This is a genomic window from Brenneria izadpanahii (assembly GCF_017569925.1).
GTDB classification, from domain to species: domain Bacteria; phylum Pseudomonadota; class Gammaproteobacteria; order Enterobacterales; family Enterobacteriaceae; genus Brenneria; species Brenneria izadpanahii.
This window is the reverse complement of sequence record NZ_CP050854.1, coordinates 4,819,797-4,841,346: the sequence shown is the minus strand read 5'-3', so window position 1 is coordinate 4,841,346 and position 21,550 is coordinate 4,819,797. Positions and strand designations below refer to the sequence as shown.

Genomic DNA, 21,550 nt, shown 5'->3' with positions numbered 1-21,550 from the left:
TGCCCCTTCGGGGCCGCCTTCCCGTCTCTAGAAATTAGTTGGTATAAGTATTATTTTGATTTTTATGGCGTTTCACTTTTGAAATAACGGCACATGGTACGAATAGCCATGTGCCGGGCCGTTGTTATTGAGAGCGGATGACTAAACGGATTCTTTTTCGTCGGTGTAGCGTTTGGCCTTATAGGCCGGGTGCATCAGGTTTTGGATGGAAAAGATATCGTCCAGCTGTTCTGCGGTGAGCAGGCCGCGATCCAGTACGACTTCGCGCACGCTTTTGCCGGTTTCGGCGCAGATTTTCCCGACGATATCGCCGTTATGGTGACCGATGAACGGGTTCAGATAGGTCACGATGCCGATGGAGTTGAAAACATAGGCCTCGCACACCTCTTTATTGGCGGTAATGCCGTTGACGCATTTTTCCAGCAGATTGTCGCAGGCGTTGGACAAAATATGGATGGACTCGAACATGGCTTGCCCGATGACCGGTTCCATGACGTTTAACTGAAGCTGACCGGCTTCGGCCGCCATCGTCACGCAGGTATCGTTGCCGATAACCTTAAAACAGACCTGATTCACCACCTCCGGCACCACTGGGTTAACCTTCGCCGGCATAATGGAAGAGCCTGCCTGCAACTCCGGCAGATTGATTTCGTTCAGGCCGGCGCGCGGTCCGGAAGAGAGCAGGCGCAGATCGTTACAGATTTTCGAGAGTTTGACCGCGACCCGCTTGAGGGCGCTGTGTACCATCACATAAGCGCCGCAGTCGGAGGTGGCTTCGATCAGATCTTCGGCCGGAACGCACGGCAGGCCGCTGACCTGCGCCAGATACTGCACGGCCAGATGCTGATATTCATCCGGGGTATTCAGGCGCGTGCCGATCGCGGTGGCGCCCAGATTTACTTCCAGCAACAGTTCCGCGGTATGCAGCAGGTTTCTGTTTTCTTCTTTCAGCAGGATGTTGAACGCATGGAACTCCTGGCCCAGAGTCATCGGCACCGCATCCTGCAATTGGGTGCGCCCCATCTTCAGGATATTTTCAAATTCCGCCGCTTTACGCTCAAACCCCTGGCCCAGCAGGGCGATGGCATCCACCAGCTTCAGGATGGAGCTGTACACCGCCAGGCGGAAACCGGTGGGGTAGGCGTCGTTGGTGGACTGGCATTTGTTCAGGTGGTCGTTCGGGCTGAGGTATTGATATTCGCCTTTTTGATGCCCCATCAACTCCAGACCGATATTCGCCAGCACTTCGTTGGTGTTCATATTGACCGACGTGCCCGCGCCCCCTTGATAGACCCCCACGGGAAACTGATCCATACATTTGCCGTTATTCAGCACTTCATCGCAGGCTTGAATAATGGTATCGGCGATTTTGCGTGGAATCGTCTGTAATTCCCGGTTTGCCAACGCCGCCGCTTTTTTACCATCACCATGGCGCGTACGAATTCTGGAATATCACTGATATTACTGTCGCTAATATAAAAGTTCTCGGTCGCCCGCAGCGTATGAATACCGTAATACGCATTGGCCGGAACTTCACGAGTACCTAACAGATCTTCTTCTATACGGATGTTATTTGACATAACCATTATTCCTTTCTCTTGCGCGGAGGTATAACTTAAAAATACGGCCGGCTTATTAATGAGACGACGTTTCCTGTCACGATTTTTTACTGAATCATGATGGAGTAATTATTTTTTTAGGATGAAGAATCCCGATATACTCTAAATAATTCGAGTTGCAGCCAACGCACATGCAACTTGAAGTATGACGAGTATAAACACGCCGTAACGTGTTTATTTCATGGCTTTATTTTATTTACATTGGCGCTGATATTCCCAATTGTTGAAAATTTACCAACCGTTATTCCGTATCATCCGCATTAATAGAAACCAGCTTTTCTATTCCCCGATTAAGGCTCTTCAATTTTGGAATAAATACGGTTTTGATTATTTCGTGCGTAACATCACAGGCTTCGTCAAAGAATGCGCTGTATTCATCACGGTGCCCGACAATATAAAGCGAACGTTTTATGTTCAATTGTTCCGGCATATGCGTTAAAACCTGTCTGGAATAGGTCTCCGATTGGAGAAAACTGATGGGGCTGGTAACGGCCCAGCCGATCCCCGCCGCCACCATCGACGTTAACGTATCCGCGTTATCAAATTCGAGCATATTGGGAACGCGAATATCTATTCTGCGCAGATAGCGCTCAATCTGCATGCCGATCTGCGAGTTCCGGTTAAACCTGACCAGCGGCATCGCGGCGGACAGCTCGCGAATATCCTCGATTGTTTTTATCCGTTTACGGTATTCCGGGGGCGTAATGACGAAATAGCCTTCGGAAAACAGGCGGTAACGCACCACGCCATCGGTATCGATCAGCGGATCGCTGGTGACGATAAGGTCCAACTCGCGCCGCATCAGCGCTTCGCCCTGCTGTGGACTTAATCCGGTACGGATCAGCAGTTGAGAAGAGCTTTTCAGCAGACGTTTCGTAAATACGGAGCCGCAGGTGATGGCGAAGGAATCAACCAATCCTATGCGCAGATCGGGTTTTATGCCTCGTCCCGCTTCCAGCACCTGCGCCTTCAGGTTCGCGATCTCCTCGGTAAGCACCTCGCCCCGGTTTTTTAACGCGATGCCGTAAGGCGTCAATACAAAGGGACGCCTGGCCCTATTGATCAGCATGACGCCGAAATCGTCTTCCAACAGCCTGAGCGTTTGCGAAACCGCCGACGGCGTCAGGCCTAGCTGCGCCGCAGCCGCTGTCATGCTTCCAGCTTCTGCCATCGTTACAAAAACGTGGACGGCGTACATGTCGATCGATTTATTGGCTGACATTGTTCGTTTAACCATATGCTATTGCCTGCGGCGCAAGATACGCGCTTATTGAAACTTTGAAATAAAGTTTACCCGATAATACAGGGCGGCAGACGCGATAACTGCCGCAAGATTAGTGATCCGGGCTCGGAAAAAATGTAAAGCCTGTCACTGATTAATATTTTCTTATAACTAGGTTTAGCGAATCTGAATGTAGGGGATGGGGCGCGCTGGCTACGCTGCGCCCCGGATGACAAGGCGACGGTTATCTTTTTAGATATTGAAAGATATCGGTTGGTGAGTGCGGCGTGGTTAAGCGAACCTTTTCATAATAAATCGGTGAACTCAATGGGATATCCCACTGTTTAATATCTTTTTTATCAATGGGAAAACATGGCATGGCGGCGGATTTGAAGGCTTCGCTCTTTTTCCGGTTTTCCTGTTGGTTTTTGAAATTGAACGTCATATTTTCTAATTGCGCTTGCCGGATTGATGTCGGGCAGATTAGTTTGATATCGCCAAAAGAAAACATGGCAATACCGGTGATGAAAAAGCGGTCGGGGATGTCAGAGTAATAGCGTGTGTTCCACTGTTGGCCGGGAAACATACTGTGTGGGTAAACCTCGTTTCTCATTGTGTACTGATGGGTGCGCCAGTCGGCAATACCCGCCAGGTTCATCGCCATATTGGTGATCATCAATGGTAGGATGGGAATAAAGAAAGTTAATAATATAATGCAGAAGGGAATGATCATGAAGGCTAATATTGTGCTTTTCAGCAAATTGCCTTTCTTAAATCCGCTAATGAAAAGTATGCCGGGTAAAAATGAAATTATCGCGAAAATAATAGAGATTATTGCAGTCGAAACCCCTTGTTCAAGATCGCCATCCTGTGCTTGAAAACTGATTTTTGATAGTAAGAGAGAAAGTGGGATGATTTGTGTCAGTGCGGGAATGATAAGGGACAGCGGCATCAGAATATTCAATAGAGGGGCGCTATTGAGGTTGGTGTGGTTGTTGCGATTATATTGAGACCGATGAAAAAGAAAATAGGTTGCTAAATAAGAAACTATAATTATCAGGGCAGAGCCAGCCAAGAAAAAATAAACCCCATTTTTTCCCGCTAAATCATACAGGTAAAAGAAACCGATAACTATTGGACCGAATAAATAGCCGTTTAACAGACAAATTCTGATAATGTTATGTTTCAAAAGTGAATAATTACATATTGTGTTTTCGTATCCGGTAACAATGCTCACGAGCATAAGCGATGATATAAATATCAAGATGCAGATCACAGCAAACGCTACGATAGTAAAGCCGAACACGATACCTAATAACGTAGCAAATCCAATGGCCTCTACGAACACATCCAGCCGGCCTAATGTAGAAAGATAAAACCAGATAACGAAAACAGAACACACCGTTATGGATAATGAAGACTTGAATACCAGGGGTAAAAGTTTTTTCGCCGTGGTAACAAGCTCGGCGTTTTTTTCTTCAATTTCAATTGTCATACCGTACCTCCTTGTTAAAGATGAGACAACCTGTTCAGTGTAATAGATAAATTATGCTTTTTGTTATGCCGATGGTTTGGATAACCGTATGGTATTTTGGCGTTTTTTACCCGGAAGGAATAGTCGTAATATCCTGCGATGAAGAACTTGGTAAGCTAATAACCCGTGTCGAATCTTCGTAAGGTGCCCCTATGCTTAAAGGCCTGAATCATTTGACGTTAGCCGTAACCGATTTAACGGTCAGTGTGGATTTCTATCAAAACGTATTGCAGATGACGCTGCATGCACGCTGGGATAGCGGCGCGTATCTGACGTGCGGCGACCTATGGCTATGCCTTTCCTACGATGAAAGCCGCCAGCGTTTATCGGCGGATTGCAGTGACTATACGCACTATGCGTTCAGTCTCGAACAGCGGGATTTTGCCGTGTTTTGCGCCCGCCTTGACGCTGTGAATGTCACCGTGTGGAAAGTGAACCGCAGCGAAGGGGATTCATTTTATTTTCTGGATCCCGACGGCCATAAGCTGGAAATTCATGTAGGGGATATCCGGCAGCGGCTGGCCGCCTGCCGGAAGAAGCCTTATCAGGGGATGCTGTTTTATCCGCCGTCATAACCATGCTCAACGGCTGTTCCCGCTTTCTGTTGTTGAAACGGGACGGCGTAAGCCGCAAAAGAGGCTGGATGGATTTACAGCACGGTTGTAACGCTTTTTGGAATGCGGTTCGCAAAAGTAGGGGGATTATCGAGTCACTATCCACATCGTCCGCTGGACATTACTCATGCTGTAAACTATCCCGTTGGCATCTATATTCGTCGGGGCTCGACGGAAACTGTGCGGACATCCACATTTAAAGTCGTGCTGGAATACCAGACGTATCATGGTAAGCCATATTATATTCTGACCGCATACCCTACATAGTGACTATATGGATGATTACCCATTACTAAGCAATCTCATCGGAGCCTATTTCAATCAGGATATTGACATTATTGCCGGCACGGACTCCTTTGAAGGGCAAGTAGAATATTACCTGGCCGATGCATCAGAGGGTTTCCTGTGCGCGCTGATTGCTGAAATGGATGAATTTGAGGCGCGGCATCCCGGTGAACTGGACGATGCGTTTATGCAGACGTTTCATCCAGAGGTGGAAATCGACGATGTCAGCCAGTTTTTTGCCGACTTCCGGGCAATTATACAGTCGAAACGTAACGTATAGCGCTAACGCCCGCTAAAAAGGGTTATGACTCAAATACGTCGTAATTGTGTTTTTCAATGTAAGCCCCAATCACTTTTTCATGTATTGCAAAGGAACAGGAAAAGCAGAGGGTTTTCCTTGCGTTACGTTTAATGTGGTGCCGTAAATTAAGATTATGACGCTCAATTCGCAGCGTGAAAATCTTATCTGTCAGATGTTGCAGTGATGCTATTTTTCGTGTGTAGCGGCCTCGGTCATCGATGGTGAAAAAGCCAACCACCAGACTGGATCATCTACTCTGGGTGCGTTAACGTCTTGGCTACCCATATGTTGCTAATTTGAAATAAGATGCCGAAAACGAGTCCTTCCTCCCTGTTTCGTCCGCTGTGTTTGATTGCTTTATTCGTATTGGCCGGCTGCGCCGACAAAACCTCTCAAACGCCGGAGCCGCGTCCGGCGGATGTTCGCGCGCAGTTGCTGAAATTGTTGCCTGCCAACGTCAGCGATCGTCAGGGCTGGGCGACCGATATCGCCGCGGCGTTTTCCGCGCAAGGCCTTGAGCCCAACAATGAAAACCTGTGTTCGGTACTGGCGGTCACCGAACAGGAATCGACGTTCAAGGCCGATCCGCAGGTGCCGGGGTTATCGAAAATCGCCTGGCAGGAGATCGAGCGCCGCGCCGGGCAACTGCATATCCCGGTTTTTCTGGTGCGTACCGCGCTGCTGATCAAATCCCCTAACGGCAAGAGTTACAGCGAACGGCTGGACAAAGTGCGTAGCGAGAAAGAATTAAGCGCCATCTTTGATGATTTCATCGAGATGGTACCGATGGGGCAAAGACTATTCGGGCGTTTGAATCCGGTGCATACCGGCGGGCCGATGCAGGTGAGCATCGCCTTTGCCGAAGCCAACGCCAAAGGCTATCCATATACGATAGACGGCTCCGTTCGCCGTGAAGTGTTCAGCCGCCGCGGCGGGATGTATTTCGGCATTATGCATCTGCTGGGCTATCCGGCCAATTATCCACAGTCGATTTACCGCTTTGCGGATTTCAATGCCGGATGGTACGCCAGCCGCAATGCGGCGTTTCAGCGGGCGGTCAGCCGCCTGAGCGGTATTTCTCTGGCGCTGGATGGCGATTTAATCAATTACGGATCGGATAAAGCGGGCGCGACCGAACTGGCGGTGCGTTCGCTAGGGAAAAAACTGGATATGAGCGACAGCGCGATCCGTCGGGCGTTGGAGAAGGGCGATACGCTGGATTTTGAGAAAACCGGATTATATGAACGCGTCTATGCGTTGGCGGATCGTAACGCAGGCGGAAGAGCGCCGCGAGAAATCCTGCCGGGCATCACGCTGGAAAGCCCCAAAATCACCCGGAAGCTGACGACGGCCTGGTTCGCCAAACGGGTCGATGAGCGCCGTCAGCGGTGTTTGGGCAGAGCGCAATAAAACTGAGATGGCGCCTCGATTTACCCTCGCCGGTTAATGAGGCACCTGTAATCCATTCTGGAGACCGCGGGTAAAGACGATTTGCCACAACTGAATGTTTCTGGCGCGAAATGCCCCGGCACAGGCGTTAAGATAATAAACAAACATTCTTTTGAAGCGCTCGGAATAATTATCTTTTATCTCAGGCCACGCCGCGAGAAAACGCTCATTCCAGGCCATTAACGTTTTATCGTAGTCTGAACCGAAGTTATGCCAATCCTCCATGACGAAATGGTTTTCGCTCGTGCCGGCAATCTGTTTTATTGAGGGAAGACATCCGTTGGGAAAAATATATTTATTAATCCACGGATCGACGTTATGCGCCGTTTTATTGGAGCCGATAGTATGCAGCAGAAAAATGCCGTCCGGCTTCAGGCAGCGGTCAACCACGTCAAAATAAGCGGCGTAATTTTTCGGGCCGACGTGTTCAAACATGCCTACGGATACGATGCGGTCATATTGCTGCTGTAGGTCGCGGTAATCCTGCAGCAGGATATGGATGTCCAGGTCTTTGTGGCTCGCTTCCGCAAAGGCTTTCTGCTCGGCGGAGATGGTTACGCCATGAACGGTCACGCCATAGTGCTGCGTCGCGTAGGCCGCCAGTCCGCCCCAGCCGCAGCCAATATCCAGCAGCGTCATGCCTGGTTTGAGCTGTAGCTTCTTGCAAATCATATCGAGTTTATCCCGCTGGGCATTGTGCAGGTTGTCGGCCTGCTTCCAATAGCCGCAGGAATACTGCATGTAAGGATCAAGCATGCGGCAGAACAGGTCGTTGCCCAGGTCATAGTGCTCTTTCCCCACAATCCAGGCGCGTTTTTTCGACTGGAGGTTGGTTAGCCGGGCGAGGGCGACGCGCAGGATGTCATTAATGCGGGAAGGCATTTTTTCATCGAGGTGGGCGCATAATATGCGCTGAAAGAACATATCCAGCCTGTCGCAATCCCACCAGCCGTCCATGTAGCTTTCCCCCAGCCCAATCGACCCCTGCTGTAATACTCGTTTGAAAAAATGCGGATTTTTAACCTGAATATCCCAGGGTTCGGAGCCATTAATGGTGATACCGGCCTGAGTGAGCATATCATCGGCGATACGCAGCCATTCGCTTTTGTCACTACAGCCTTCGGCCGCACATACATTACTCATAATATCTTCCAATCCCTGTTCTTTCTTCGAGCCTCAAGTAAGGTGGCTTATTATCGGGCAAATTAAGCCGACCGCTGTTATCATAAAAGGACAAGTTCTGTTGATTAACGGCCACACTATGTCACGCATGTCCCGATTAACCCTCAATGAGGATGCGGTGAGCCAGCTTGTTTCGGTACCAGAACGACAGGCGCTGCCGCGTTCCGTCTATTTTCGTACTTGCTTGCTGGAAAAGGGCGTTCTTGTCAGCCGGCATCAGCACCCGTTTGTCGAGTTTCTGTATGCATACGAAGGCGGGATGTGGGTAGAGATTGAAGGGAAGACGCTGATCGTGCCGACTTTCTACGGCATATGGATCCCGGCGAATGTGCCGCACCGTATTCTGACCACCAGCGATGTATTATTGGAAAGCCTATACATCGAACAGGATTCCGTGGCACTCAATCACAACAGTTGCCGAGTGGTGCTGATTAGCAGCTTCATCAGGGAGTTCATCCATTATGCGACCGAACATGTGCCCGAACAGTACGACAGCGACGGGGATGACGGCATGCTGGTCAATGTCCTGATCGCGCAAATACAGAAATTGCCGGACGCCGGTTTTTCGGTGCCGTGGCCCACGTCGCCGACCTTGATGCGGGTATGCCGGGAATTTCAGGAAACGCCGGATGAAGACCACAGTATTGATAAATGGGCGGCCAAAACCGGGATGTCGGTACGAACCTTTTCGCGCCACTTCAAAAAGGAAACGGGATTGGCTTTCAGCGAGTGGAAGAAGCGCATGCGGCTGTTGGAATCGGTGATTATGCTGAAAAATAACCGCAGCGTAACCCAGGTGGCCTTGGATCTTGGCTATGCCGGCACTTCGTCTTTTTCTAATGCGTTCAGGAAGATGTTCGGCGTGCCGCCGACCCGGTATTAAACGGGGACCAGCCGATGAGGGCGGATGGACGTTATCTCAGATGCGGCGTACTTTCTTACGGCACTCGGAAACAAAAGAGCGGGATCGCCCCGTCATCATCCGCACTTGCACCGGGGTGTAGCCCTGAGAAAACAAATCCAGAATGCGCAGCCGGTCTTTTTCCAGCCGCTCTTTTTTCATCTCCATTTCTTGATGCTTTTTTTGCGCCGTGATTTTCTGGATTTCGGCAATCGCCATCTGAATCTTTTCCACGCGCTGCCAGGCCTGCTCCCGTTGCATTTCAGTGGCGTCAGGATGGATGGCGATATTACGCCACAGGCGGACAGCCCGTCGGTGAAGCCCTGCATTGGTCAGGGTTTCGGCCTGTGCGATTAATATTTTTACTGCCGTTGGGGAAGACATCGTGTTATTGCCTTTAATTTCTATACTGTCATATTCATATCGCTCAATGCATTGCTATCAAAACCGGGAATAGGAAAGGCGTAATCAACGAAGTAATAATCCCGCAAATGACCAGCGCAAGGGAACTGAACGCCCCTTCTTCGTAGTCCAACTCGGCGCAGCGGGCGGTTCCCAATGCGTGGGAGGCTGAGCCCATCGCCAAACCGCGCGATGCCTTGGTGTGGATATGCAACGCATTCAGGATAATATGCCCGAAGACCGCTCCCAGGATCCCGACGAAGATCACGCAAACCGCGCTGATAGCGGGAATACCGCCAATACTGCCGCCGACGGCCATCGCGATCGGCGTGGTGACGGATTTCGGCATAATGGACGCCGCAATCGCGGGCGTGGCGCCCAACTGCAATGCTATCAATGTACCGGAAACCATCGCCACCACACTACCGAGAAAACAGATGCTGATAATTGACTTCCAGCGCATTCTAATTTGATGCAACTGCTCGTACAGCGGATAGGCCAGCGCCACCACGGCGGGTTGCAGCAGGCTGTTGAGTACCTCGCTCCCCTGGAAATAACGCGGGTAAGGCATCTTGGTAAGACTCAATAAAACAATCAGTACGACCATCGAAATCAATAACGGATTGAATAGCGGATTGTTCAGCTTTATCGCCGCCCAACGCACCAGAAAAAAGACTATCAGCGTTGCCGGCAGCGACCACCAGATATCATTAAGCATGCTTTATTCCTTTCTTTTCTTCCGTGTTATTGAGCGATATTTTCTCTCTGTGCACCGCGTGTGAGCACCAACCTACCGTGATAAGCACAATCAGGGTGCTGGCGGCGCATGAAATGACCACCGGAGCGAACTGCGCCCGCAATAAATCAAAATATTGCATGACGCCTACGCCAATTGGCACAAACAGCAAAGCCATATAGCGGATCAGTAAATGACACCCCGGTTTTACCCATACCGGAGGGATGATTTGTAAGGACAACAGCGTAAACAGAATCAGCATACCGACAATACTGCCCGGCAGGGTTATCGGCAGCAGCGCCGCAATACCGATTCCAAGAAATAAGCAAGCGTAAATCAGCAAAAAGGCTCGCGCCTGATGCCAGATACCGGTGATGAAAGGATGCATGACGTTCTTCTACAAAAGGTAATGTGTAATGGGGCAAACAGGCGGCAATCCCAAGAATGATTCCCGATGGTTCTGCTGTAACCGCCCCGGATAGGTTTTCAGGTGGGTGTAATAACGCGCCGTGCGATTTCGAATTACACAACGCGAATACCGTCTCCCTTGAACCAGAGTTCATTATCAACTAATTGATATGGCTCTTTTTATTAAATGGAGACATTCTCTGTTTATTTAAGGACAAGTTACTTATGCCCTTCATCTTTCAAGTCGCCGGCACGTTGGCTGCCTGATTACTCGGCCCTTCCCTGGGCCTCGCCCGTTGGCGCATTAATCATAATATTGGGGAGCATGCTTGAATGTTGACCATTGGTCGGGATCGTGTCCGGTAACGACGGTGGCTTCAGCCTTTTCAGCCAGCCTCCGTAATTTTTGTACTGAGCGTACCGCCTCTATTGCCGAGGTCAGGAAACCAGGTAGCGCGCGCTCTTCCCAGTGATCGGTGGTATAGGCTGCGTCGCAACTCAGCAAAAACGAACCGCTATGCGGCAGAGTAAGCAGCACTGATTGATGTCCCGGCGAATGACCCGGCGTATAGATGGTACGTAATGAGCCGTCACCGTACAGATCGTAGAAATCATTAATTTCCCCATCGAGAAATTCCCATTTCAACCCAGGGCGATCGAAATCATTGCGGATATAGCCCCCGGCGGCAAACCAGTCCGCCGTATATGCATACTCATATTCCCGCCGTTGCACCACATACGTCGCATTTGGAAAACGTCCTATAGCGCCGGTATGATCAAGATGTAGATGAGATTGCACAACGTATCGCACATCCTGCGGATCAATGCCGAGTTTCTCCAACTGGGCGACACAGCCTTGTTCTTCCGACATCACCGGCCAGTAAACATCCGTAATATCGCCCCAGTAGTCGCGGGGATTGACGGCGGTTTCTACGGCGTTTCCGCCGTCAATCAAGGTATGCCCTTTAGGATGGGTTAACAGGAAAAATGGGACCGGAATTTCGTAATCAGTATTGGCGCCTTGGTTCATCTTTATATTATGAAGCTTACATTTCAGCGAACCGGATTGAAACATGTACAAGCGTATTTCATTCATACTATTATCCTTTTAGTGCTTGTTGATTTTCATATAAATAAAATAGAGTCTTCACATCAGCAATAAATACAATTGCAACTTATCGTCCTGATGGTTATACCCTTCATCTTTCAAACTACATCTGCATTGGCTGGTCAAATTCGTTCCCGATGAATTTGTCGTTTGGTCGCTGACTTGGTGAAACTTGAAATCTATCGGGTATATGTTTAGTTAAATAACCTTTCTGAAAAATTATTGTTCAAACATAAAAACCAAAACATCCTGAAATTCACGGCGTAAATCACGCCAGATAATAATTATCAATTTCAGTGTGTTAAAAGCATTACTGATTAACTATGCCGATGTGATCGTGCATCATAATTACATCGGTTTCCTCGCTCTTTGTATTTAATTCATTGTTGTTAATAAAAAGGCTAAATCCACAAGGCGACAAGAATAAGATTTGTGCGCCGTGATTTTTTATCGTGAAAAACGCACAAATACAGCGCGAAACGGAATGGTTTTTTCTGACCGACAGGTATTTGTATTTTTTACTTATATTATAGCAGCCGCCGGCGCTCTTTTTGCGGCGGCTTTGTGAAAGAGCGCGTATTTTGAACTGAAAAAACATGCAAAAGGTTCATGTTTTTCGTTGATCTACTCACGAACGGTGGGCTCTTGATTCGGCCGGGATCATGTTTATGTCTGACAACCAGCACTGACTGGTTAAAGGCGGGAATCGGGTTCAGCGATGGCGCACCCGCGATCGGCAGCGTGCTGACGCTGGAGAACTTAGACTGGGCGACCGGCATATTGGCGTTTGTTTACTACGATTTTTGCAGGGTGTTTTCTTACCGTGGGTTTTTGTCACCGATTTCCTTTTTCAGATCACATTTTTCAGGCTTGTTTATTCCCGCATAAATACCACGTGTTATTATTCACGCCGTAAATACCTGTCAACTCATACCGAGGCTTTGATGCTGGAGAATGTAATCATCCGATAATCAGCTTGTCGGCCTTTTCAGGCCGGACTGGTTATCAATGCGCCGAAATCGAATGCGGACACCGCTGTGTGTTTGCACGTTTTGCACATGATGATTAACAGGTTCTTCCAGTATGAATTTATCCCGCCAGGAACAACGTACCTTACACGTTCTCGCTAAAGGTGGATGTATTGCGCACGTCCGCGATGCTTCAGGCCGCGTTACCTCCGTTGAATGCTACAGCCGCGAAGGCTTATTGCTCACCGACTGCACGCTAGCCGTATTCAAAAAACTCAAAACTAAAAAGCTGATTAAATCCGTCAATGGTCAGCCGTACCGCATCAATACCACCGGGCTGAACAACGTTCGTGCCCAGTTGGATAATCGCTAAGGAGTGTGTCATGGATATAAGCACGATTGTTTCTGGCTCCAGCCCCATAAGGCTATCACCCGATGAAAGCAAAATTCCCTGGGACGATCCGGCGTTTAGCCGGCGCATGCTGGCGAACCATCTGTCGCAGGATCATGACTGGGCCAGCCGCAAGCTGGCGGTAATTGAACAACAGGTAGCGTGGATCGCCAGCCGACTACCGGCTGGCGCACGCATTCTGGATCTCGGTTGCGGCCCCGGTTTTTACCTCCGCTTGCTGGCGGAACGCGGCTTTTGCTGCACGGGCGTGGATTTTTCGCCAGCCTCCATCCTCTGGGCCCGTCAGCAGGCACGGTCCGCAGAGCTCAGCATTGAATTCCTGCAACAGGATATTCGGACGTACTTCCCGGAGAATCAGTTCAATTTCATCATGATGACTTTTGGCGAACTGAATGTCTTTAGCGCGGCGGATGTCCGCACACTCATCAACCGCTGTGTACAGTGGCTGGTATCGGGCGGCAAATTGCTCATAGAAGTGCACACCTTCGATGAAGTAAAGCGCCAGGGTATGGCCGAACCGGGCTGGCAACGCTGCCCGCAGGGGCTGTTCCTTGCCTGCCCTCATCTGCTATTGACGGAACACGCCTGGGATGAAGGGACCCAGACCAGCTCAACGTTGTTCTGGGCCATAGAAGAAAACGGTAACGCCACGCGTTTCGGTAGCCAGATGACGGCCTGGCATGATGAAGAGTATGTCAGTCTTCTCAGTGATTGCGGTTACACGGTGATCCTTCGACCGGACACTACGGCATGGCCGGTCAGTGAGACGTTTGAAGGAAAAATGTTTGCACTGCTGGCGGAAAAGAAGTGACCACAGCCACTGAGGGATAACCCCTTATTAAATAACTCAGTAGAAGGAATTCTGAATTGGACATCCCACGTATTTTCAATATCAGCGAAAGCGCTCACCGCATCCATAACCCGTTCACACCCGAGAAGCTCGCCACTCTCGGCAACGTGTTACGCATGGAACCGGGCACGCGCGTGCTCGACCTCGGTAGCGGCTCGGGCGAGATGCTTTGCTCCTGGGCATGCGATCACGGCATTACCGGTGTCGGCATAGACATGAGCCAATTATTCAGTAAGCAGGCCAAATTACGTGCAGAGGAGCTTGGTGTCGCCGATCGCGTCGATTTCATTCATAGTGACGCCACCGGCTATGTAGCTAACGAAAAATGCGACGTGGCAGCCTGCGTCGGCGCCACCTGGATTGGCGGAGGCGTCGCCGGAACCATCGAGTTTCTGACAAAGAGTCTTAAGCCTGGCGGGATTATCCTTATCGGCGAGCCTTGGTGGCGTCAGTTGCCGCCGACTGAAGATGTGGCTAGAGAATGCGGTGCCAATTCTATCTCCGACTTTCTCACGCTCCCTGAACTTGTCGCCTCTTTCGGCGGGCTCGGCTATGACGTTGTGGAAATGGTTCTGGCCGACCAGGAAGGCTGGGACAGATACGAAGCGGCTAAGTGGCTTACCATGCGCCGATGGTTAGAGGCAAACCCCGACGACGACCTCGCGCAAGAAGTCCGGACACAATTGACGATATCGCCTAAACGCCACGTCACGTACACGCGTGAATATTTGGGATGGGGGTGTTCGCGCTAATGGCGAGGTAATGCGAGGAAAATGGCATAAATTTATGGCGTTTTCCATCGCTCAGGACATGATGTTGGGAACCATCATGCAAAGTAAACCGGAAGTCGTATTACACTGGTAAGCGTCCAGCCAGAACCATATTGACGTAGTGGGTTATTCATCTGGTAGGGTACCAGCGCTTAGAGCGGTCAGGGCTCACCAAAAGATACAGGCCATGCGCATCCGCGAGCTTACAGGCTTTCTCGCGAGGCTTAGCGGTATGAAGTGGCACACTGAATTTGGCCACCTGAACAGAGGTGATATGCTTACCTCAGAACAACACAGGTGATCCAACAGGTGATCCAATGAAAAAAAGAAATTTTAGTGCAGAGTTCAAACGTGACGCGGCTCTGTTGGTTGTCGATCAGAGCTACACCGTTGCTGAAGCAGCAAAAGCCATGGATATGGGCCTTTTAACAATGACCCGATGGGTCAGAAAATTACGGGACGAACGACAGGGAAAAACACCGAAAGCTTCTCCCATTACCCCGGAGCAAATTGAAATTCGCGAGTTGAAGAAAAAACTACAACGTATTGAAATTTAGAATGAAATATTAAAAAAGTCTACCGCGCTCTTGATGTCAGACTCCCTGAACAGTTCTCGATAATCGGGAAACTCAGAGCACATTATCCTGTGACAACACTCTGCCACGTGTTCGGTGTTCATCGCAGCAGCTATAATCACTTAATTTCCCTGGCAGTAACGCGGGCTGCTTTGAGCAAAGAGAGGAAATTGGTAACGGTCATTAGTGGTTAAAACTGCCGATTGAAAGATGACGACCAAAGTCATGATGATTCAGACCTTGAATCAAGGCCTGCCTTACGAGTATCCTCAGAGTATCTTTCATCATGAATTATTACCAATGAGCCCCTCCCTTTTAGAAGTTATCAGCTTTATACGTGAGCATGCAGCGTTGCGTAAACAGCATATCGATGAGAATACTTATATTGAAGAAGATCTCCATATCACCGGTGATGACGGGGTCGAACTTTTAGAAGAAGCCGAGAAGGTTTTTGGAGTATGTTTTGAAACTGAGGATCATAATTTAGCGACCCTCTTTTCAATGAAAGACAATGAGTACCTTTTTACCTCGGAAGGTTTTGACCCCTTTGGGATTTTCCGTTTTTTTGAATGGTTACGAGGAATTCCTGGTTCGACTGTTCGTGACCTGACGGTAGGTGAACTGCACCAAGTATTGGTTAAACTTCGTTTACAACAAAAAGCTAATACGGGAGAACGGTAAGATCCATGAAATTTTTTGGTATCGTTTGATACCAAACTTTCTCTCAATTCGGAGTTGTAGGCGTTTTATCGAATGCCCGGTGATTAACGTCAATTGAGAGTATTACAGAAAACGCCAGTGGGGTTCATGAGGGCTGCTTATTGCCCCACAGTAGGTGATACACCTCGATGTGGCATTAGGAAAGTATCAACCGTAAGTAGCACATCACATAGCGGCCCGATCCGGGCGTGAAGTCCGCATTTGGCACATACACGGATACCGCCACCTTCCAGGATTTAACCTCATTTAACGACTCACATTGATCAAAACCGTATACCGCTCAAAACCGAACTTCCGATATATGTATTGGTATTCCGCTTTATACGATATACCAACAGATATGAAGAGAATGAAAAATGAGCGGAAATGAGGTACTCAATGAGTTCAGGCATAAAAAAGCCACCCTGAGGTGACTTGATTTTCATACGATGGTGCGAAGGCCGGACCGAATTTTGCAACGTAAGCAACTGATAAATAAAATTTTAAAAACCAGTGATATTAGATTGTATACTCACATATATACTCAGCCTTGTTTATTTTAAAAAACGATATAAATCAATTAATTAAAATTATTCTTCGTCATCTTCAACAGGATCTAGCGCTTCAAGCGAAACCTTCACCATAGCGATTGAGCCAATACGGATAAAGGCGTCCTCGCCATCCATATCGGTGATCACATAACGTGCTGTTTTTTCAGGACCAGACTCAAGCATATCAAAGAATCCGTCTAACTGACCGAGAACTCCTGTCTCTTCGTTCTCAGGTTCATCCGATTCGACACTCAGTCCGATAATCGGGCCACCGTTTTCCAGCGTAATGTGGACATTATAATAGATATCTTCAGTCCCATGCTCATCCCCATCGCAGTAAATAGGAGTAAGTGGTTCAAACAGAAACTGGTGAAAAGCCACTTCGCGGGTATTTAACGCATAGCGATGCTGTTCTGAATCGAATATAAAAAATCGCTCAATTTCTGGATCTGTTTTCTCTTGAAAATAGGCAAAGAATCGACGCTTATCAGCCGCAGATATTGGCAGCCAGAGTGGCTCGTGATGTCCTCGCAGATAGATCTTTACGGACCAAATACCGTTATCTATTTCAATGCCATTGGCAGCACAGCTATCCAGTTCTTCATCAGCCTGAGTACGGTAAATACGGAATTCCTTCAGCACTTCATCACCGTAGGGAAACACTGCGCTTAACGGCTTATTCAAAACAGCGCATCTGCGCTAAGCCTAGCTTTGCGGCAACTTTCCCTGTCTCTATGCGCTGAATCTGTTGCTGGCTGGTTCCCACACTTTCTGCCAGCCCACGCTGAGTGATAGATAGCTGGGTACGAAACTGTTTGATCTTGTTTTGCAACATGTCGCAATACCCTACATGAAATCGGCAAACACCATTAAGACACGTAATAGTGTTATAAACACCAAATAAGGTTAATATGCAACCACATTGTAGTTTCAACTGCACAGGCTCAACCGAAGGCAAACCCGCGTCAGGAATACAGGTACAATAGAGGGTGTTGAACCAGATACTGCATCATATTGTTGTAGGCTAATCGCATTAGCGATGAAACGATCCTCCTATATCAATGAAGTTACTCATTGATTTTACTAAACTGTTTTTTATGCGAGAGTCTAAACGTTATATTTTTATAGGTAATATTGTTCCATTCTCTTACGGAGGTTTTTATCCACCCAACAACAATTAATTCATCACCAAGATGAATGCCTTCAAACACCGCTTCAATATTTGTATTTATTTCAGGAGAAAAGTAATCTTTCAGATGGTTACTAGTTTCAACATGGCACTCCTCACCTTTCAAGCTAATAAAATTGGCTTTTATATTTTTGATGCTTTTAACCGTCAATGCAATCGCCACCGGGTGGTTAATTTTATCTGCATTTTTAAAAAGAACAGGATATCTATCTTCATCATAAAAAAAGTTATTCCAACTAATATTCTTTTTATGAAGTGCAATTTTTATTAGCTCACTTAGCCCTCTTCTATCTGCGCTATCTTCAATTTTGGCTCTAATTTTTGCTATTCCAGCGGCAGAATTAAAATAGTCGGCTAACTTTTTTTCTGAGCTAATATATTGAATTATCTTACGTTTTTTATCATTGGAATCTGTCGCATCGTTATACTCGGTTCTAGCTCTGTGGACATCAAAACTGGCATCAGTAAGTATATTCATACGAAATATATAGCCAGTGTTATTATCTAAAAAAATACTTTTATCATCTTCAACATTTTTAGATTGGGCGACAAGTGCATCTACTGCTGATTTTACTCGATTTTTGCACTCGGCACCGTGCATAGCTTTAGGCCATAATCTGAGATAGGATGGAATAGTTCTTCCCATCCGCTGATAAGAATCTACCCAGGTAATTTTTGCATCACAAAACTGACATAGTAGAAAATCTCGGTCTATCGGTTTAATTTCAGATATATGTATGATCTTTTTATTTTTTTGCTCATGACGAGCGTAAAACATTTTTAAACCTTCTGCCACATCCCCTCCATATTCATCAGATATTCAGTTTATTGGATGCCAGATCGCCCATCATGAGCAACGTTGGTACAGATTTTAAGACGGGGCATTTTATTACATAAATAGATATTCACTATGAAATTATAATTCAGCGATCTTCTCGTGTATGCCAAAGATCGACGATATAAATCGTATCATGCTGAATTTCATAGTGAACTTCATAATCATCAAACAAAATCTTTCTCACCTCGCGTGGTTCATATCTTGCCTGAGATACGCCGATTCTCGGGTGGTCAGCAAGCCCCGTGGTGCCGATAATCAAGCGATCTAACACCTCGTCAGCATGTTGCCGACTGTACTGACTGGCAAACCCATAAATACGTTCCAGGTCATCCTGTGCCTTTTGCGTCCAGCGTATTTCCATTGATTATGACTTTTTCAGTTTGTTGGCGAAGTCGATCACATCTGCATGGCTTACCACCCTTCCCGCATCGACATCAGCAAGACCTTTCAAAATCTGCTGATGCCGCCGCTCTCTCTCTTCAATCATTGCGGTCAGCGCTTCTTTAATCACCCAACTTTTGGATCTATCCAGTTCAATAGCCAGGCTTTCAACCGCAGCAGCAAGCTCGGCGGGTATCTGAGCACTGATCGTCTGTTTCGCGGATTGTCCCATGAGCATCACCTTTTAATAGAAGTTAATAACATTTATTAAAATAGCATGATTTTATTAGCGTCACTACCTGTGGCAAGCACAACATCAGCATCCCTGCTACATCATGCGCTCACCTGGCCGCCAACATCCCCGGATAATGTTTAGCGATTATGTCGTTCATCTTTTCGATCAGGTCGAGACGTTTAAAAGTGAGATGCCCGGTGCCTTTCTGAAAGTAACGCACACTAAAATGCTCATCTTCATATTCCTGCTGATGGGGATTATCACGGATATGGTCCATCAAACGGATGGTAACATCTCCTCGATTGTCGGGGATCGGTTTGCCGTCCAGCAGATACAGCATTCTTTCCAAATCGGCCAGTTGATCGCGTCGCCAGCCCCAGTTCAGACCAAAGCCCCAACGGTTATATGTCACCAGATTATTGATGATGATTTTCTTGCCAAAGTAACAAGGGTGATTAGTTTTGTAATCCCACGACAACCCTTTAAACACATTGATCACCCCACGCTCAAATACCTCCTGCTTACTTTGGTGGAGTTGCTCAAATGTGCTGAAGATATTGGCTGCACTAATGGCCGGTAGCTCACCCTCCTCCAGATTTTTATGCCACTGGCTACGTGCTTCAGCATCCATCAGCGACAACATGCCTGATTTCAGCATCAGGTCACGCCAGATATTGCGATCCAACGTGCGGATGATGGCAGGTATCGCCTTGTCAGGCGTTTCTGTCAGCCAGCAATCGTAGCGGTGCCCCTGCTTCAGCCCCCAGTCTTCAGCGGTGCCGCCGCCAATAGTCGCTGTTAGCGTGGAGATCGCTCGTACCTGATTAAGGAGTTGTTCTATCTGTTGCAGCGCGGCATCACGTCCGGTGACGATGCGTTCGATATTGGTCGAGCAAATCAGCTCGGTGTGTTCGATCAAAACCTCGGGTTCAATTTGCATAGTTTGTGGTCCATACATAAAAGCAAATGCGCCAGCCGGTGAGGGCTGGCGCATTATGCATCGGGGAGAGAGATAAATAGGTTTGGTGTAGTGTTACTGGAAAATAGCTCGGGATCTTTATGCCTTAAGTAAACCTGTTGCACGTCTGGCGCGAAGGATATCGACAGTAGTGAGAAACGGCGATTGCTCCTGCCAGTTAAAGCCGTTGCGATCGATACGCACCAGTTCGTATTTTTCCACCAGAAAATTCACCGCATTGACCAACGTGATGCCAGCATCGATATGCTCCTGAATCACGTTTTCCTCGCAGAACGGTGTGTCGTTCAGCGTGAGGCCGTAGTGCTTTTCCAGTAGATAGGTCAGAAGTTGCTGCCAGACGACTACAGGTGACGGGCAAGGGATATCCTCCCGTGGCGGGATTGCAGGTGATGTTTGCATGGAAATATTCTCTTCAAGTTAGGTCGATAAAATCAGGGAAATGTTCAGGATGGGGAGAGAAGCAGCGGATTATTGTGTTGCCGCCGAAGAGGGATAAATAGCAATATACACGTAGCCAAAACTGCCCTGCGTATCGGCTTCGCAGGTCCATTCGTTGCAATGCAGCGTGATGCAGCCCTGCTGACGGGGATTCAGTTCCCCTGTGCGTAGCTTCTGTTCCAACTGCTTAATCAGCTCAGGAAAGCTCTGTTCCAGATAACGGGCTTCCGTTTCGCTGAACGTACCGACAACGCTGGCCCGGTCTGCCAGATAATGAAGATAGTTACCTTCCTGAATCAGCCTGGCTCCGAATTGCGGAGTGACAGCACGTTTTAGTCCCCATTCCGGGGTATCAGACGATGGCATGATCGCCTCCTTATAAAAACACGGTGGTAAGTGTGGTCATCACAGCCAGCCGCGTTCAGCGAACGACACCACCTCAGTGCCGCCGATCACCAGATGGTCGAGTACTTTGACGTCGAGTTGTGACAGTGATTCCTTCAGCCTGTCAGTAATGTTGCGGTCGGCCTGACTGGGTTCGGCCCAGTTGGATGGATGGTTATGTGCCAGTATCACAGCAGCGGCGTTATGGCGCAGTGAGGCTTTGAGGATTTCACGCGGATGCACTTCGGTGCTGTTGATACCGCCCAGCGCGATAATTTCCTTTTCTATCAGGCGATGCTGGTTATCCAGATACAGCACCATAAAGACTTCGCGTTCCAGACTGCTGAGCTCCAGCATTAACCAGCTTTTGGTGTCCTCCGAGGTTTTGAACTGCCGCGCATTTTTACGCACGCGTTTTTCCAGCAGGCACAACGCCATCTGGATGATGCGCTGCTCTCTGGACGCAATGCTTCCTGCCAATGAATTACATGACATGATAAGTCCTTGAAGTGAGGTAATA

21 protein-coding genes and 6 pseudogenes are annotated in these 21,550 nt (G+C 48.2%); 10 read left to right on the top strand and 17 right to left on the bottom strand.

Features of this window, described 5'->3' with window-relative positions:
• Positions 1-141: 141 nt before the first annotated feature.
• The 3 genes and pseudogenes from aspA to HC231_RS21655 all read right to left on the bottom strand — a co-directional run bounded on the left by aspA (position 142) and on the right by HC231_RS21655 (position 4,336).
• A pseudogene (aspA, locus tag HC231_RS21665) lies at positions 142-1,580 on the bottom strand (aspartate ammonia-lyase).
• 280 nt (positions 1,581-1,860) lie between these two features.
• The gene (locus tag HC231_RS21660; protein WP_208228725.1) at positions 1,861-2,856 is read right to left on the bottom strand and encodes a LysR family transcriptional regulator; all 996 of its coding nucleotides are present in this window, start codon (positions 2,854-2,856) and stop codon (positions 1,861-1,863) included.
• Between the two features lie 229 nt (positions 2,857-3,085).
• On the bottom strand, positions 3,086-4,336 hold the full coding sequence (locus tag HC231_RS21655) for a hypothetical protein (RefSeq protein WP_208228724.1): 1,251 nt from the start codon (positions 4,334-4,336) through the stop codon (positions 3,086-3,088).
• Positions 4,337-4,527: 191 nt separating this feature from the next.
• Here HC231_RS21655 and fos point away from each other — a divergent pair, with 191 nt between their 5' ends.
• From fos to HC231_RS21640, 3 genes are all read left to right on the top strand, one after another.
• A complete protein-coding gene (gene fos, locus HC231_RS21650; protein WP_208228723.1) occupies positions 4,528-4,950 on the top strand; it encodes a fosfomycin resistance glutathione transferase in 423 nt (140 codons plus the stop codon).
• A 102-nt stretch (positions 4,951-5,052) separates the two neighbouring features.
• Positions 5,053-5,256 (top strand): RNase A-like domain-containing protein, encoded by a 204-nt coding sequence (locus HC231_RS21645; protein ID WP_246494617.1) that lies wholly within the window; start codon positions 5,053-5,055, stop codon positions 5,254-5,256.
• Positions 5,257-5,263: 7 nt separating this feature from the next.
• Positions 5,264-5,554, top strand: coding sequence for a contact-dependent growth inhibition system immunity protein (locus HC231_RS21640; protein WP_208228722.1), 291 nt, complete (start codon positions 5,264-5,266; stop codon positions 5,552-5,554).
• A gap of 22 nt (positions 5,555-5,576) precedes the next feature.
• Here HC231_RS21640 and HC231_RS21635 read toward each other — a convergent pair.
• Positions 5,577-5,810: pseudogene (locus HC231_RS21635) on the bottom strand (IS1 family transposase); the annotation flags it as partial.
• Positions 5,811-5,881: 71 nt separating this feature from the next.
• Between HC231_RS21635 and HC231_RS21630 the strand changes: the two are divergent.
• Positions 5,882-6,985, top strand: coding sequence for a DUF1615 domain-containing protein (locus tag HC231_RS21630; RefSeq protein ID WP_208228720.1), 1,104 nt, complete (start codon positions 5,882-5,884; stop codon positions 6,983-6,985).
• A 33-nt stretch (positions 6,986-7,018) separates the two neighbouring features.
• Here the strand turns inward: HC231_RS21630 and cfa are convergent, their stop codons facing one another.
• Positions 7,019-8,167: a cyclopropane fatty acyl phospholipid synthase gene (gene cfa, locus HC231_RS21625; protein ID WP_208228719.1), complete on the bottom strand. Its 1,149-nt coding sequence runs from the start codon at positions 8,165-8,167 to the stop codon at positions 7,019-7,021.
• A gap of 157 nt (positions 8,168-8,324) precedes the next feature.
• On the opposite strand from cfa, the gene HC231_RS21620 reads away from it, so the two are divergent.
• A complete protein-coding gene (locus tag HC231_RS21620) occupies positions 8,325-9,089 on the top strand; it encodes a helix-turn-helix domain-containing protein (RefSeq protein WP_246494615.1) in 765 nt (254 codons plus the stop codon).
• A gap of 36 nt (positions 9,090-9,125) precedes the next feature.
• On the opposite strand, the gene HC231_RS21615 is transcribed toward HC231_RS21620, so the two are convergent.
• The 4 genes from HC231_RS21615 to attM all read right to left on the bottom strand — a co-directional run bounded on the left by HC231_RS21615 (position 9,126) and on the right by attM (position 11,749).
• Positions 9,126-9,491 carry a hypothetical protein gene (locus tag HC231_RS21615; RefSeq protein ID WP_208228718.1) on the bottom strand — a complete coding sequence of 122 codons (366 nt, stop codon included), beginning with the start codon at positions 9,489-9,491 and terminating at the stop codon, positions 9,126-9,128.
• A gap of 43 nt (positions 9,492-9,534) precedes the next feature.
• On the bottom strand, positions 9,535-10,227 hold the full coding sequence (locus HC231_RS21610) for a CidB/LrgB family autolysis modulator (protein ID WP_208228717.1): 693 nt from the start codon (positions 10,225-10,227) through the stop codon (positions 9,535-9,537).
• Positions 10,220-10,633: a CidA/LrgA family protein gene (locus HC231_RS21605; RefSeq protein ID WP_208228716.1), complete on the bottom strand. Its 414-nt coding sequence runs from the start codon at positions 10,631-10,633 to the stop codon at positions 10,220-10,222. Before HC231_RS21605 ends, HC231_RS21610 begins: the two co-directional genes overlap by 8 nt.
• Positions 10,634-10,957: 324 nt before the next feature.
• The gene (attM, locus tag HC231_RS21600) at positions 10,958-11,749 is read right to left on the bottom strand and encodes an AttM family quorum-quenching N-acyl homoserine lactonase (protein WP_208228715.1); all 792 of its coding nucleotides are present in this window, start codon (positions 11,747-11,749) and stop codon (positions 10,958-10,960) included.
• Positions 11,750-12,408: 659 nt separating this feature from the next.
• Between attM and HC231_RS24085 the strand changes: the two are divergent.
• The 5 genes and pseudogenes from HC231_RS24085 to HC231_RS21575 all read left to right on the top strand — a co-directional run.
• A pseudogene (locus tag HC231_RS24085) lies at positions 12,409-12,541 on the top strand (DUF1349 domain-containing protein); the annotation flags it as partial.
• A 303-nt stretch (positions 12,542-12,844) separates the two neighbouring features.
• Positions 12,845-13,102, top strand: a complete 258-nt coding sequence (locus HC231_RS21595) for a YjhX family toxin (protein ID WP_208228714.1) — start codon at positions 12,845-12,847, stop codon at positions 13,100-13,102.
• A 10-nt stretch (positions 13,103-13,112) separates the two neighbouring features.
• A pseudogene (locus HC231_RS24080) lies at positions 13,113-14,754 on the top strand (class I SAM-dependent methyltransferase).
• A 324-nt stretch (positions 14,755-15,078) separates the two neighbouring features.
• A pseudogene (locus HC231_RS21580) lies at positions 15,079-15,458 on the top strand (transposase); the annotation flags it as partial.
• An 88-nt stretch (positions 15,459-15,546) separates the two neighbouring features.
• On the top strand, positions 15,547-16,017 hold the full coding sequence (locus HC231_RS21575) for a hypothetical protein (protein WP_343073008.1): 471 nt from the start codon (positions 15,547-15,549) through the stop codon (positions 16,015-16,017).
• 608 nt (positions 16,018-16,625) lie between these two features.
• Here HC231_RS21575 and HC231_RS21570 read toward each other — a convergent pair.
• From HC231_RS21570 to radC, 8 genes and pseudogenes are all read right to left on the bottom strand, one after another.
• Positions 16,626-17,421: pseudogene (locus HC231_RS21570) on the bottom strand (helix-turn-helix transcriptional regulator).
• A 232-nt stretch (positions 17,422-17,653) separates the two neighbouring features.
• Positions 17,654-18,571 carry a hypothetical protein gene (locus HC231_RS21565; RefSeq protein WP_208228711.1) on the bottom strand — a complete coding sequence of 306 codons (918 nt, stop codon included), beginning with the start codon at positions 18,569-18,571 and terminating at the stop codon, positions 17,654-17,656.
• A gap of 127 nt (positions 18,572-18,698) precedes the next feature.
• Positions 18,699-18,974, bottom strand: a complete 276-nt coding sequence (locus HC231_RS21560; protein ID WP_208228710.1) for a type II toxin-antitoxin system RelE/ParE family toxin — start codon at positions 18,972-18,974, stop codon at positions 18,699-18,701.
• Between the two features lie 3 nt (positions 18,975-18,977).
• Positions 18,978-19,226, bottom strand: coding sequence for a CopG family ribbon-helix-helix protein (locus tag HC231_RS21555; protein ID WP_208228709.1), 249 nt, complete (start codon positions 19,224-19,226; stop codon positions 18,978-18,980).
• Positions 19,227-19,335: 109 nt separating this feature from the next.
• Positions 19,336-20,169, bottom strand: coding sequence for a DUF4942 domain-containing protein (locus HC231_RS21550; protein ID WP_208228708.1), 834 nt, complete (start codon positions 20,167-20,169; stop codon positions 19,336-19,338).
• Positions 20,170-20,286: 117 nt separating this feature from the next.
• Entirely contained in the window at positions 20,287-20,607 is a 321-nt protein-coding gene (locus HC231_RS21545) for a TA system toxin CbtA family protein (RefSeq protein WP_130640181.1), read from the bottom strand.
• A gap of 69 nt (positions 20,608-20,676) precedes the next feature.
• Positions 20,677-21,012, bottom strand: a complete 336-nt coding sequence (locus tag HC231_RS21540) for a type IV toxin-antitoxin system YeeU family antitoxin (protein ID WP_208228707.1) — start codon at positions 21,010-21,012, stop codon at positions 20,677-20,679.
• Between the two features lie 39 nt (positions 21,013-21,051).
• Positions 21,052-21,525: a RadC family protein gene (gene radC, locus HC231_RS21535; RefSeq protein ID WP_208228706.1), complete on the bottom strand. Its 474-nt coding sequence runs from the start codon at positions 21,523-21,525 to the stop codon at positions 21,052-21,054.
• Positions 21,526-21,550 lie beyond the last annotated feature (25 nt).

Bases quoted from the DNA above. Each gene is read 5' to 3' on its own strand.
- attM (WP_208228715.1), bottom strand. From the start codon at position 11,749: ATGAATGAAATACGCTTGTACATGTTTCAATCCGGTTCGCTGAAATGT.
- cfa (WP_208228719.1), bottom strand. From the start codon at position 8,167: ATGAGTAATGTATGTGCGGCCGAAGGCTGTAGTGACAAAAGCGAATGG.
- HC231_RS21550 (WP_208228708.1), bottom strand. From the start codon at position 20,169: ATGCAAATTGAACCCGAGGTTTTGATCGAACACACCGAGCTGATTTGC.
- HC231_RS21660 (WP_208228725.1), bottom strand. From the start codon at position 2,856: ATGGTTAAACGAACAATGTCAGCCAATAAATCGATCGACATGTACGCC.
- HC231_RS21655 (WP_208228724.1), bottom strand. From the start codon at position 4,336: ATGACAATTGAAATTGAAGAAAAAAACGCCGAGCTTGTTACCACGGCG.
- HC231_RS21630 (WP_208228720.1), top strand. From the start codon at position 5,882: ATGCCGAAAACGAGTCCTTCCTCCCTGTTTCGTCCGCTGTGTTTGATT.
- HC231_RS21540 (WP_208228707.1), bottom strand. From the start codon at position 21,012: ATGCCATCGTCTGATACCCCGGAATGGGGACTAAAACGTGCTGTCACT.
- HC231_RS21545 (WP_130640181.1), bottom strand. From the start codon at position 20,607: ATGCAAACATCACCTGCAATCCCGCCACGGGAGGATATCCCTTGCCCG.
- HC231_RS21605 (WP_208228716.1), bottom strand. From the start codon at position 10,633: ATGCATCCTTTCATCACCGGTATCTGGCATCAGGCGCGAGCCTTTTTG.
- HC231_RS21615 (WP_208228718.1), bottom strand. From the start codon at position 9,491: ATGTCTTCCCCAACGGCAGTAAAAATATTAATCGCACAGGCCGAAACC.
- HC231_RS21640 (WP_208228722.1), top strand. From the start codon at position 5,264: ATGGATGATTACCCATTACTAAGCAATCTCATCGGAGCCTATTTCAAT.
- radC (WP_208228706.1), bottom strand. From the start codon at position 21,525: ATGTCATGTAATTCATTGGCAGGAAGCATTGCGTCCAGAGAGCAGCGC.
- HC231_RS21575 (WP_343073008.1), top strand. From the start codon at position 15,547: ATGACGACCAAAGTCATGATGATTCAGACCTTGAATCAAGGCCTGCCT.
- HC231_RS21560 (WP_208228710.1), bottom strand. From the start codon at position 18,974: ATGGAAATACGCTGGACGCAAAAGGCACAGGATGACCTGGAACGTATT.
- HC231_RS21645 (WP_246494617.1), top strand. From the start codon at position 5,053: ATGCGGTTCGCAAAAGTAGGGGGATTATCGAGTCACTATCCACATCGT.
- HC231_RS21610 (WP_208228717.1), bottom strand. From the start codon at position 10,227: ATGCTTAATGATATCTGGTGGTCGCTGCCGGCAACGCTGATAGTCTTT.
- fos (WP_208228723.1), top strand. From the start codon at position 4,528: ATGCTTAAAGGCCTGAATCATTTGACGTTAGCCGTAACCGATTTAACG.
- HC231_RS21555 (WP_208228709.1), bottom strand. From the start codon at position 19,226: ATGGGACAATCCGCGAAACAGACGATCAGTGCTCAGATACCCGCCGAG.
- HC231_RS21595 (WP_208228714.1), top strand. From the start codon at position 12,845: ATGAATTTATCCCGCCAGGAACAACGTACCTTACACGTTCTCGCTAAA.